The 12,649-nt window shown below is 50.6% G+C and carries 8 protein-coding genes and 2 pseudogenes; 4 read left to right on the plus strand and 6 right to left on the minus strand.

The window, feature by feature from the left end:
• Positions 1 to 19: 19 nt before the first annotated feature.
• The 3 genes and pseudogenes from prmA to Q8M75_RS09225 form a co-directional block, all read left to right on the plus strand.
• Positions 20 to 949 (plus strand): annotated as a pseudogene (gene prmA / locus Q8M75_RS09215) (50S ribosomal protein L11 methyltransferase); the annotation flags it as partial.
• A gap of 132 nt (positions 950 to 1,081) precedes the next feature.
• Positions 1,082 to 1,603: a DUF3426 domain-containing protein gene (locus tag Q8M75_RS09220; protein WP_305489112.1), complete on the plus strand. Its 522-nt coding sequence runs from the start codon at positions 1,082 to 1,084 to the stop codon at positions 1,601 to 1,603.
• Between the two features lie 26 nt (positions 1,604 to 1,629).
• Complete coding sequence (locus Q8M75_RS09225; RefSeq protein ID WP_305488759.1) at positions 1,630 to 2,589, plus strand: carbohydrate kinase family protein; 960 nt, start codon at positions 1,630 to 1,632, stop codon at positions 2,587 to 2,589.
• Positions 2,590 to 2,702: 113 nt separating this feature from the next.
• Here the strand turns inward: Q8M75_RS09225 and Q8M75_RS10120 are convergent.
• The 5 genes and pseudogenes from Q8M75_RS10120 to Q8M75_RS09250 all read right to left on the minus strand — a co-directional run.
• A pseudogene (locus tag Q8M75_RS10120) lies at positions 2,703 to 2,977 on the minus strand (histone); the annotation flags it as partial.
• Between the two features lie 336 nt (positions 2,978 to 3,313).
• On the minus strand, positions 3,314 to 4,498 hold the full coding sequence (locus Q8M75_RS09235) for a ribonucleotide-diphosphate reductase subunit beta (protein ID WP_305488762.1): 1,185 nt from the start codon (positions 4,496 to 4,498) through the stop codon (positions 3,314 to 3,316).
• A 46-nt stretch (positions 4,499 to 4,544) separates the two neighbouring features.
• Positions 4,545 to 7,508: a ribonucleoside-diphosphate reductase subunit alpha gene (locus Q8M75_RS09240; protein WP_371131780.1), complete on the minus strand. Its 2,964-nt coding sequence runs from the start codon at positions 7,506 to 7,508 to the stop codon at positions 4,545 to 4,547.
• Positions 7,509 to 7,813: 305 nt separating this feature from the next.
• Complete coding sequence (gene ampD, locus Q8M75_RS09245) at positions 7,814 to 8,623, minus strand: 1,6-anhydro-N-acetylmuramyl-L-alanine amidase AmpD (RefSeq protein WP_305488764.1); 810 nt, start codon at positions 8,621 to 8,623, stop codon at positions 7,814 to 7,816.
• Positions 8,624 to 8,625: 2 nt separating this feature from the next.
• Entirely contained in the window at positions 8,626 to 9,474 is an 849-nt protein-coding gene (locus Q8M75_RS09250) for an inner membrane protein YpjD (protein ID WP_305488766.1), read from the minus strand.
• A gap of 20 nt (positions 9,475 to 9,494) precedes the next feature.
• Between Q8M75_RS09250 and ffh the strand changes: the two genes are divergently transcribed.
• On the plus strand, positions 9,495 to 10,877 hold the full coding sequence (ffh, locus tag Q8M75_RS09255) for a signal recognition particle protein (RefSeq protein WP_305488768.1): 1,383 nt from the start codon (positions 9,495 to 9,497) through the stop codon (positions 10,875 to 10,877).
• A 24-nt stretch (positions 10,878 to 10,901) separates the two neighbouring features.
• On the opposite strand, the gene Q8M75_RS09260 is transcribed toward ffh, so the two are convergent.
• On the minus strand, positions 10,902 to 12,647 hold the full coding sequence (locus Q8M75_RS09260) for a proline--tRNA ligase (protein ID WP_305488769.1): 1,746 nt from the start codon (positions 12,645 to 12,647) through the stop codon (positions 10,902 to 10,904).
• Between the last annotated feature and the right edge of the window lie 2 nt (positions 12,648 to 12,649).

A 12,649-nucleotide genomic window follows, 5' to 3' on the forward strand; every position in this document is an offset into this window, starting at 1 on the left:
TTCTTGAAAGAGCAGGGCCATGCCGTACCGTGAACTGATTTTTACGGTTCATGCTGAAATAGCCGAGCCCTTGGGTGATGCGCTAATGGAGCTCGGCGCCCTCTCGATTACGGTCGAAGATGCTGCTGCAGGTGGCTACGATGAAAACCCCCTGTATGGCGAGCCCGGACTTTCTCCCGAGGTTCAGGCATGGGATCGATCGACTGTTACAGCCCTGTTTAATCCCGATGTAGATGATTCGGATGATGCGGACTTTATTCCAGAGTTGCTTCAGTCCTTAAACGATGCCGGCTTTTTCCTAAGGCGCCCTGAAGAAAAAATCGTAGCTGAGCAAGACTGGGTCCGTTTAACGCAAAGCCAATTTGCACCGATTCAGATTGGTGAGCGCATTTGGGTAGTGCCCTCTTGGCACGAAACCCCGACCGATCCCAACGCCATTTGTTTGGCAGTTGATCCCGGTCTCGCATTTGGAACCGGTAGTCACCCCACTACCCACCTCTGCCTCTTGTGGCTCGAGCAACAAAACCATTTACAGAATAAAAGTCTGCTCGATTACGGCTGTGGTTCCGGCATTTTGGCGATTGCCGCCAAAAAATTAGGCTGTAATCCCGTTGTAGGAACAGATATTGATCCCCAGGCGATGGTGGCCGCACGCAGCAATGCCGAAATTAATGACGTCGATATCACCTTTGCTTTGCCTGACGATGCAGTGCCGATGCTTGGCGCCAAGGCGCGCTATGACATCGTCATGGCTAATATTTTGGCAAACCCCTTGCAAGTTTTAGCACCAGCCTTGGTGCAGCGCATCCGCCCCGGCGGTCAAATCGTACTTTCTGGGGTACTGAGCCGTCAGGCTGATGAGGTCATCGCCACCTATAGCCAATGGCTACCGCTTTCGGTTTGGAAAGAGAGTGATGGCTGGGTCTGCCTTTCTGGCACATTAAAAGATCCTTCCGCCCCCCTACCGGGCGAAGGTGAAGTAAAAAAAAACAGCGCTGATTTAGCAGGCGCGCTCAGCCCGTCGGCAAAGAAGCCAGGCGTAGCTTTCGCAAGCCTCTACAAATGGGCGCTGATCATTGCATTGCTATGCGCCCTTGCGCTTGCTACCTTGCACTTCACTCGTGATCGCTTACTGCCGTTTGCTGCGCCACGGGTAGATCAAACGCCATCGGCATTCCATTTGCAAACATTTACTTCATTACTGCGTATGGATCAACTATTGTGCGAGTCATTTGGCTGCACAGAAGGGGCTATACGCGATTTTTCTGCATGGAAGATTACTTTGAGTGCGCTCGGCATGCAAACAGCGCAGCAAGGCTCTAAAGCGCCTGCAAATCCATCTGTACTTGAAGTTGAGATACAAAATCGATTGATGATGCCAATTGCACTACCGCATTTGGAACTCACCCTCACGGATACCGATGAATCTGCTGTGCAATTAGTTTCATTTTCGCCAGAAGAGTGGTTGCCCGCATCGTGGCGTGACGCCCATACCCAGTTTGCGCGCATCGGCGCTCCCGGCGGAGAACGTATTCGTGCCCTTATTCCCCTGCAGTTACCCAGCAATGCTGCTGGGTATCGTGTGCGGCTTTTTTATCCCTAACCCCCTACTTATTACGAAAGCACTTTATGGCTAGCCTTATCTGCGGTTCCATCGCCTACGACACGATCATGAACTTTGAAGGTCGCTTTCAGGATCAAATCCTGCCAGACCAAATTCATATACTGAATGTTGCTTTTTTAGTGCCGAGCATGCGCCGCGAATTCGGTGGCTGTGCTGGCAACATTGCCTACAACCTTAAGTTGCTCGGCGGCGAACCCGTGATCATGGCAACCGTGGGCGGTGACGCCGCGCCCTACCTTGATCGCCTCAGGGACTTGAAAATTGATGCAAGCCACATTCGTACCCTTGAAAATGCGTTTACCGCACAGGCAATGATCACAACCGATCTCTCCAACAATCAGATTACAGCCTTTCATCCTGGCGCCATGAATGAATCCCACCTCAATCAGGTTAGCGATGTCACAGCTGCACGCACGCAGAAAAAAAGTGCGCCCGTAAGCCTGGCGATTGTTGCACCCGATGGCCGTGCTGGCATGTGGGAGCATTGCCATCAATTAGCAGATGCGCAGATTCCATTCATTTTTGATCCAGGTCAGGGTTTACCCATGTTCGATGGTCCTGAGCTTTTAGAACTCACTGAACTCGCAAGCTACTTGGCGGTCAATGACTACGAAGGTGAAATGCTCTCCAAACGGACCGGCTTATCGCTTGCACAATTGGGTGAGCGGGTCAAAGCGCTGATCGTCACCAAAGGTGCAGAAGGCGCCCAAATTTATGCGGGCGGCAAATCGATCGCTATTCCACCGGTCAAAGCCACACAGTTGATCGATCCAACTGGATGCGGCGATGCATTTCGCGGGGGATTACTCTTTGGTTTAGAGAATGGCATGGATTGGGAAACCACCGGTCGCCTTGCTAGCCTCATGGGTTCGATCAAAATTGCCCATCAAGGTCCACAAAACCACCAATTGAGCCTGGATCAGATTAAAGATCAATTCAAAACTGCGTTTGGATTTGGGTTTTAAGGCGGGATAAGCCAAAGGCAGGCACTCTGCTACCTGGGTTTTATCAATTTGCCATAAAGAAATGGGGTCCCGAGGGACCCCATTGCATTACTACCTGGCCGATAAGCTTGCGCTTATGGGCGTGTGCCGGTTGGGAAAGGCCAAGCAGCAGCTGGATTCAACGCAGTTTGCGTGGTAGCAGCAGGCTTCTTAGCCGCGGGCTTTTTTACAGCAGAGCCCGCTTTCTTCTTGGCAGCAGGCTTACTTACTTTTTTTTTGCAGCAGGCTTGCGCTTTGCAGCTTTTTTAGCAGCAGGCTTCTTCTTTGCTACTTTCTTTGCAGCAGGCTTCTTAGCAGCTACTTTTTTCTTTGCAGCAGGTTTCTTTGCAGCTGGTTTCTTTTTGGCGATTGCCATAGTGATACTCCTTCACGTGAGGATTAGTACGAACTACCGATTAAGAAGACCCGACCATTCAGATCTACCGTGCCATAAGGCCTGGCGGACCGAGCGAGCGAGCCATTCATCGGCGCGCGGCTTGATGCTAAGTGCTGCACGCTAATGAATCCTGGAAAAAAAGCCGCGACCCCAAGGGGTGACGGCTTCTTAAAAATACTGGAAAAAAAGGAGAATAAATAGCAAACGCCTCGTTTGAGGGGTTTATTAAACTGTGTTTGCTTTAGATTACTAAAACTATCCAACCGTTTACTCTCCTGTGAACCAGTGAGGCGCTTATTAGGTAAACCATTACTCCCAGCTCAGCGCACCACCAGTTTGATACTCAATAACGCGTGTCTCAAAAAAGTTTCGTTCTTTCTTCAGATCGATCATTTCTGACATCCATGGAAATGGATTCTCTTCATTTGGGAACATTGCGTCAAGTCCTATTTGCATACACCGACGATTACAGATGTATCGGAGGTAGCCTTTGAACATCGGCGCGTTCAATCCAAGTACTCCGCGAGGCATCGTATCTTCGGCATAACGGTACTCTAATTCGACCGCTTGTTCGAAGATGCCGCGGATCTCTTCTTTGAACGCAGAAGTCCATAACTGCGGGTTCTCCAGCTTGATTTGATTAATCAAATCGATACCAAAATTGCAGTGCATTGACTCATCGCGCAAGATGTATTGGTACTGCTCGGCAGCACCCGTCATTTTGTTCTGACGACCCATTGCAAGGATTTGCGTAAAACCAACATAAAAGAATAAACCTTCCATTACGCAAGCAAAAACAATCAGCGAACGCAGTAACTTTTGATCGGCTTCTAAGGTGCCAGTCTTGAAATTGGGGTCAGTTAATACATCGATAAAGGGAATCAAGAACTGGTCTTTAGCACGAATGGACTCAATCTCGTTGTACGCATTAAAGATTTCAGACTGATCTAAACCCAAAGATTCCACAATATATTGGTAGGCATGAGTATGAATTGCCTCTTCAAAAGCCTGACGCAATAGGTATTGGCGGCATTCTGGAGCGGTAATGTGACGATAGGTACCCAAAACAATGTTGTTTGCGGCCAAGGAATCTGCGGTTGTGAAGAAACCCAAGTTGCGCTTAATGATGCGACGCTCGTCTTCCGTCAAGCCGTTTGGATCTTTCCAAAGGGCGATATCGCGGTTCATATTGATCTCTTGTGGCATCCAGTGGTTTGCACAGCCCGCCAAATACTTCTCCCAGGCCCACTTATATTTAAATGGAACCAACTGATTTACGTCAGTCTTCGCATTAATCACGCGCTTATCAGCGGCATTGACGCGCATGGCTGCGCCACCCGATAAATTAGCGGCCTGCACTGGCGCAGGTGCTGCAGTTTGGGGTGCAATTGCAACCTGATCTGGCTGCGGCGCTTTTTGTGGCTGTACTGCTGGCTGCGGTGCTAAACCGACTTTAGCCAGTGCTGGCGCCACTTCTTCTTCCCAATTCAACATAGTATTCTCCAAAATTCCATCATTTCACTACCAGTAAGCAAATGGCTTACTGGCACGCTTCACATTCATCAAACCCAGCATCACCTGGACGCATTGTGCAAACTGGACCATCTGCCTCTTGTGCTGCTTGAGCATCGGTACCGTTTACGCCGCCACCGCTCGAAACCGAGTTGAGCTGACCGCTTGCCACAGTGGACTTCTCCACGTGGGTTGCCGCCATCGTGCGTAGGTAATACGTGGTCTTTAATCCACGCAACCAAGCCAACTTGTAGGTGTCATCCAGCTTCTTGCCAGAGGCGCCAGCCATGTAAATATTCAAGGACTGCGCTTGATCGATCCATTTTTGACGGCGTGATGCTGCTTCCACCAGCCAACTTGGCTCCACTTCAAAGGCAGTTGCGTAAATATCACGCAAATCCTGTGGTACGCGATCAATCTTTGATAAGGTACCGTCAAAGTACTTCAAATCGGCAATCATCACTTCATCCCAGAGGCCGCGGTCTTTGAGGTCGCGCACCAAATACTCATTCACTACTGTGAACTCACCCGATAAATTGGATTTCACAAACAGATTCTGGAAGGTAGGCTCGATGCAAGCCGATACGCCAATAATATTGGAAATCGTCGCTGTTGGTGCGATGGCTACGCAGTTGGAATTGCGCATACCAGACTGCTTAATCCGCGCGCGCAAACTATCCCAATCCAATTTCGAAGACATATCCACTTCCAGATAGCCGCCGCGCTCTTCCGCCAGCAAACGCACGGAGTCTTGCGGGAGAATGCCACGATCCCATAAGGAGCCTTTGTAGCTGCTGTAGGTGCCACGCTCTTCTGCGAGGGCATTCGATGCCTGGTAGGCGTAATAGCAAACCGCCTCCATTGATGCATCAGCAAACTCAACTGCCTCATTGCTTGCATACGGAATGCGCTGCATGTGCAAGCAATCCTGGAAGCCCATGATGCCAAGACCGACTGGGCGGTGCTTGAGGTTTGAATTACGTGCCTTAGCAACCGCATAGTAGTTGATGTCAATCACGTTATCGAGCATGCGCATCGCAGTGCGGATGGTCTTTTGCAATTTCGCATGATCAAGCACCAAACGACCGTTCGCATCGGTTGTCATATGGGCAGTCAGGTTTACGGAACCCAAATTACAGACCGCGATCTCATCATCATTGGTGTTGAGGGTGATCTCGGTACACAAATTAGATGAGTGGACTACGCCAACGTGCTGCTGTGGGCTACGGATATTGCAAGGATCCTTAAATGTGATCCATGGGTGACCTGTTTCAAACAGCATGCCCAGCATCTTGCGCCACAACTGCTGCGCAGGGATGGTGCGGGATGGCTTCAAGGCACCACTTTCAGCCTGCTTTTCATAAGCTACATAGGCCTCTTCAAATGCCTTGCCGAATTTATCGTGCAAATCGGGCGTATTGGATGGCGAGAACAAGGTCCAGTTGCCGTTTTCCATCACGCGCTTCATGAACAGATCTGGAATCCAGTTGGAGGTATTCATGTCATGCGTACGGCGGCGATCATCGCCAGTGTTCTTACGCAGCTCCAAGAATTCTTCGATGTCCAAGTGCCATGTTTCCAAGTAAGCACAGACCGCACCCTTACGCTTACCACCTTGGTTTACCGCAACCGCTGTGTCATTCACTACCTTTAAGAATGGCACCACGCCTTGTGACTTGCCATTGGTACCCTTGATGTGGCTGCCGAGGGCGCGCACATTGGTCCAGTCATTGCCAAGACCGCCTGCAAACTTCGACAGCAAGGCATTCTCTTTTAAGGCCTCATAAATGCCATCGAGGTCATCTGCCACAGTGGTTAAGTAGCAGCTCGAGAGTTGCGGACGGGTTGTGGCTGAGTTAAAGAGGGTTGGCGTGCTGGACATAAAGTCAAATGTCGAGAGCACTTCATAGAACTCAATGGCACGGGCTTCACGGTCCAGCTCATTCAAAGCAAGGCCCATGGCTACGCGCATAAAGAAAGCCTGTGGCATTTCAATGCGGCGGTCTTCAATGTGCAAGAAATAGCGGTCATACAGAGTTTGCAGACCGAGGTAATTGAACTGCAGATCACGATCGGCATTCAGGGCAGCAGCTAAGCGCGCCAAATCATATTCACGCATACGGGGATCCAAGAGCTCAGCGCCGATACCCTCATTGATGTACTTGGCAAAGTAGGTGCTGTACTCCGCTTGCATATTGCCTTGTAGCACTTCGCGACCCAAAATCTCTTTGCGGATCACGTGCATCAGAATTCGGGCTGTTACCTGGCTATAGGCCGGATCTTTTTCAATCAAGGTACGGGAAGCAAGGATGGCAGAGTCATATACCTGCGCCATGGGTACGCCATCGTACAAATTCTTGATGGTTTCTGTAATGATTGGGGTGGCATCGATTGCATTGCCCAAACCTTCGCATGCCGCCTGAATCACCGTGCGCAGGGCAGCCATATCGAGGGGCTTGCTTACACCGTTATCCAGTACAGTAATGCCAGACTCTGCCTGCTGTGCTGCGGTTTGCGTCTCGGGTGCAGCTGCTTGCTGGCTTGCACGTTCTTGATTGCGCTTTTCACGGTACAAAACATAAGCACGAGCGACGTTGTGCTCACCGCTGCGCATGAGCGCTAATTCAACCTGGTCTTGAATATCTTCAATGTGGAAGGTGCCGCCATTGGGACGGCTACGCAGTAAGGCACGAACCACAGCATGGGTCAATTGCTCGACCTGCTCACGCACACGAGCCGAGGCAGCGCCCTGTCCACCATTCACCGCTAAGAACGCTTTGGTTACGGCAATCGCAATTTTAGAAGGTTCAAATGCGACAACGGAACCGTTACGACGGATGATTTTGTAATCGGATAACTGGGTTGCTTGAGTACCGCCGACACCACCAGAAACAAATCCAGCAGATGGGTTTTGGGTCATATTCGCGGTGGGATTGCCGCCGGAAGGAAGCCCTAATTGTGTCTCTGCTGCGGATTGGTTGGTATATGTCATAGCGCCCCTGCGTTTATCTAAGTTCGTGTAAGAAATGTCTTTTTAAAACAAGGATTTAACCTTATTTTGCAATTGTGTTTTTTGGCAAAATAACACTACATCTAGTGTTTTTTTTGCACCATGGCACTAAGTATAGGGAATTATTTCGAATTGCGTATGCTTTTTATTACAAAAAATACCTAGGATTTGCCCTTATTTTGATGCGCAATGTGAGAGTCAATTTTGGTGCAAATATAGAGGGCTTCTTAGGCATTGACGGCTAATGTAAGCAAATACTCACACACATAAAAATAGGCCCAAATGAACTAGCGTGATGCCAGGCCAAACGGTAATTTTTCAAGGGACAATCTGTTGTCTTTTTGAAACCGTACCCAGTCAAACTGAATCCCGGGATCCGTTTTTCGTTCTGGCGCAATGTCACTGTGGCCAGCGAAACGAAAATGCGGATTCTGGGATTGCAGCTGCGCAATCAGTTGCTGTAATGCCTGGTACTGGGACTCTTCAAAAACGGTATCGCCATCGCCTTCCAGTTCAATCCCAATCGAAAAATCGTTGCAACGTGCGCGCCCCTCAAACTGCGATTCGCCCGCATGCCAAGCCCGATTCTGCGTCGATACAAATTGAATGATGCGTCCTGAACGCGCAATCAAGAAGTGGCTCGAGACGCGTCGCTCCGCTATATCGGCAAAGTAGGGGTGGCCCTGTGGATCAAGCTGGTTCTGAAAAAAATCAACGATGTATTGGGTGCTGTTCTGCGTTTTAAATTGCCCTGGCGGCAAACTAATGTGGTGCAACACCACGAGATCCGTTGTAGCCTCCTTGGGTCGTGCATCAAAATTGGGGGAGACCCGCCATAGCGCTGATCCCAGCCAGCCCTTTGCATCAATCGCATCCCGGTGCGCGCTCGAGCAGTAAAAACGGTCTTCGTGCATTACCCCTTCAGTGCTCGGCAAATGCACTCCGCAATAGCGGCAAGGTCTGATTTCTTCTGACTCAGCGATGACTGGTGGGGGAGTTTGCGCTTTTGCTTTTTCTACTTGCGCAGCGCGGCCCTTGTTTTTGATCCAAAAGTAAATGAGACCAATGCCGACCAGCAGCAAAATCCATTTCAGCACAATTAGGTTCGCTGCAAAATAACTTCAAGCACAAAGCGGCTTCCCACATAAGCGAGAATGAGCGCAACGTAGGCGCCCAAGACCCAGCGAATCGCTACTAAGCCCCGCAAACCGACGCGCCACCGCGCCACAATGAGTCCGGCAAATAAGAACCAGGAGATCAAGGCAAAAATGGTTTTGTGATCAAAGACGAGTGGCCGACCAAACAGGGCCTGCGAGAAAAAGAGTCCGGAAAACACGGTCAGGCTCAGCAATGCAAAGCCCACGTAAATGAAGTTGAAGAGGAGGCTTTCCATCGCCATCAAGGGTGGCAAGGACTCGAGCCATTGGCTAATACGGCTTTCTGGGGAGTAGTTAAATTGGCGCCGCAATGCCCGGTCCTGAATGCTCATCAAAATCGCATGCATCACTGCGAGGCTTAACAAACCAACAGCGCTGGTTGCCACAATGAAATGCCCTTTGAACCAAGCATCGGAGACCGTTCTGGCTGAGAGTAAAGTCCCTGGAAAAATATCGGGCAGGATTGCGCATACCATTGCCAAGCTTAGGGCCATCAGGCGCATGCTGGAAATCGGCAACATCCAGCTCTGAAACCAATAAAACGCCAGTCCAACCCAGGCGATTAAGGAGAGGTTTTGCGCAAACCCAAAGACAAAGCCTTCAGGCGTAAAGATGGAATCATGCAAGACCGCGCCATGCACCAATAAAATAAGGAAAATGAGGCCTTGCACCAAAAAAATGAAGGGCTTGGTCTCGGGCCGGTTGCGCGGCCGCAGGCTTAATGTGATCAGCAAAAGCAGATAAAGTGCAGAGGGAAGCCAGTCGAAGCTGGAGTAACCTAAAATTGTCATTTGGAAAGTCTAATCGATAAATGCTAGAGAACCTCACAGATCGTCTTTCGCGTGTTGTTAAAACAATGCGCGGCGAGGCTCGCCTCACTGAAAAGAACACCGCAGACATGCTGCGCGAGATTCGTTTGGCCTTACTAGAGGCGGACGTAGCGCTTCCAGTTGTCAAGTCCCTACTCGAGCAGGTTAAATTCAAAGCCCTTGGTGAGGAAGTGGTTGGCAGCCTCAGTCCAGGACAAGCCTTGGTTGGTGTGGTGCAGCGCGAATTAACCAGCGTCATGGCAGGTGATGGCAGTCAAAGCAGCGAACTCAACCTCGCCACCCAACCCCCTGCCGTGATTTTGATGGCTGGCTTACAAGGTGCAGGTAAAACTACCTCGGTCGGCAAGCTCGCCAAATGGCTGCGCGAAACCAAAAAGAAAAAAGTTTTAACCGTCTCCTGCGACGTCTATCGTCCTGCCGCGATCGAACAATTGGAAACAGTCAGTAAATTAGTTGGAGTGGAGTGCTTTCCGAGCAATACCAATCAAAAGCCAGTGGAAATTGCCACCAATGCATTGGACTGGGCACGCCGCCACTACTTTGACGTACTGATTGTCGATACCGCGGGTCGCTTGGGTATTGATGAAGCCCTGATGCAGGAGATTGCGCAGCTGCACAGCGCCGTCAAACCGATCGAGACCCTCTTTGTGGTCGATGCGATGTTAGGTCAAGATGCTGTCAACACGGCCAAGGCATTCCATGAGGCGCTGCCCTTAAGCGGAGTAGTACTCACCAAACTAGATGGTGATTCCCGTGGCGGTGCTGCCCTATCGGTGCGCCACGTCACTGGGGTTCCGCTGAAATTCATCGGCGTGGCCGAGAAGATGGATGGCCTTGAGCCCTTTGATGCCGAGCGCATGGCCAACCGTATTTTAGGGATGGGCGATATTCTGGCCTTGGTTGAACAGGCCCATCAAAACATCGACGTTGCCAAAGCGGAGAAGCTGGCCGTCAAGATGCAAAAAGGCGGATTTGATCTAGCCGACTTTCGGGATCAAATTACCCAGATGCAACAAATGGGCGGCATGGCCAATATGCTCGATAAATTACCTAGTCACATGACGCAAAACGCAGGCAAGGTCAATATGAGTCAAGCTGATCTGCAAATCAAACGCATGCGCGGCATCATCGACAGTATGACCGCGCAAGAGCGTAGCAAGCCTGAGCTACTTAAAGCAAGTCGTAAGCGTCGCATTGCAGCGGGTGCAGGCGTGCAAGTCCAAGAAGTCAATCGCATGCTCGCGCAGTTTGAGCAAATGCAAACCATGATGAAGCAATTTAAGGGTGGCAAGATGGCCCGCATGATGGGCTCGATGGCAGCGCGTGGCGCGGCTAAAGGACTTGGCGGCCTATTTAAAAAATAAGCCGCCGTCACGCATCCTTTTATTTCATGAAAGGGTCTGTTGCTTGGCCGCTTGAACAGCGGCGATGACGTGATCCTTGATCGAGGCAAGCGCAATGTTTTGCGCGGCACTTTCCGTACGACCTTGAAACTCAACCTGCCCGTCTTTGAGTCCCCGTTCACCAATCACGACTCGGAATGGCACGCCGATTAACTCCCAGTCGGCAAACATGGCGCCTGGGCGCTCGCCCCGGTTATCTAGAACCACATCAATGCCTGCAGCCAAGAGTGCATCGTGCAAGGCATCGGCTTCAGCCTTGACGGACTCCGACTTATCGTAACCCACGGGGCAAATAACAACCTCAAATGGCGCCATCGAAATCGGCCAGACAATACCGCGATCATCATGGCCCTGTTCAATCGCCGCACCAAGTAAACGCGTTACGCCAATACCATAACAACCCATCACCATCGGCTGGGCTTTACCGTTCTCATCCAAATAGGTGCAACGCATTGCTTCGGAGTAGCGCGTACCCAATTGAAAGACATGCCCCACTTCAATGCCGCGGCAAATTTCGACAACGCCTTTGCCATCGGGTGACGGATCACCAGCCACGGCATTACGAATGTCAGCAACCTGCGGTAAGGGTAAGTCACGCTCCCAGTTCACGCCAGTCAAATGGAATCCAGTCGCGTTAGCGCCGCAGACAAAGTCACTCATATTCGCTACAGTGCGATCAGCAATCACAACAACATCGGAACGAACACCCACTGGGCCTAAGGAGCCTGGACTCGCATTGCAAGCGGCAGTGATTTCTGCTTCGCTTGCAAAACGGGATTCGGCTAGACCAGGAATTTTGCTGAGCTTGATTTCATTTAACTCGTGATCACCGCGGAGCAGAAGCATGAAGAGTTTGGCAGAGCCCTTCTCCTGATCCACTGCAAAAACCAGAGTCTTTACCGTTTGCTCAAGCGGAAGCGATAAAAACTGTGCGACTTGCTCGCAGCGAGTTTGATCCGGTGTTGCCACTTTTTGCATAGCGACGCTTGGGGCAGCACGAACGGGTATCAATGAAAGCGACTCCGCAGCCTCTAGATTTGCTGCGTAATCGGAATTGGGGCAATACACAATTGCGTCTTCACCGGTATCGGCAATCACATGAAACTCTTGACTGCCCGAGCCGCCAATCGCGCCGTTATCGGCGGTAACCGCCCTGAACACCAAACCCATGCGCTCAAAAATACGGGTGTAAGCATCAAACATCAACCGATACGATTGCTTCAGGCCAGCAGTATCGCGATCAAACGAGTAGGCATCTTTCATGCTGAACTCACGGCCGCGCATGATGCCAAAACGGGGACGGCGCTCATCGCGAAACTTCGTCTGAATTTGATAGAAGTTCACTGGCAACTGCTTATAACTGCGGATTTCATTTCGAGCCAAATCAGTCACGACTTCTTCGGAGGTAGGTTGAATTAAAAAATCACGCTCATGCCGGTCTTTAATGCGGAGTAACTCAGGGCCCATCTTCTCCCAGCGCCCCGTTTCTTGCCACAGTTCTGCTGGCTGAATCATCGGCATCAGGAGTTCAATCGCGCCTGCCCGATTCATTTCTTCGCGAATGATGTTTTCCACCTTGCGAATGACCTTTAAACCCAGTGGTAAGTAGTTATAAATTCCGGCACTTAACTTACGAATTAAGCCAGCACGCACCATGAGTTGATGCGAAACCACCTCCGCATCAGAGGGGGCTTCCTTGAGGGTCGCGAGAAAGGTTTGTGTGGCTTTCATGT

Source organism: Polynucleobacter sp. (assembly GCF_030693775.1).
GTDB lineage: Bacteria > Pseudomonadota > Gammaproteobacteria > Burkholderiales > Burkholderiaceae > Polynucleobacter.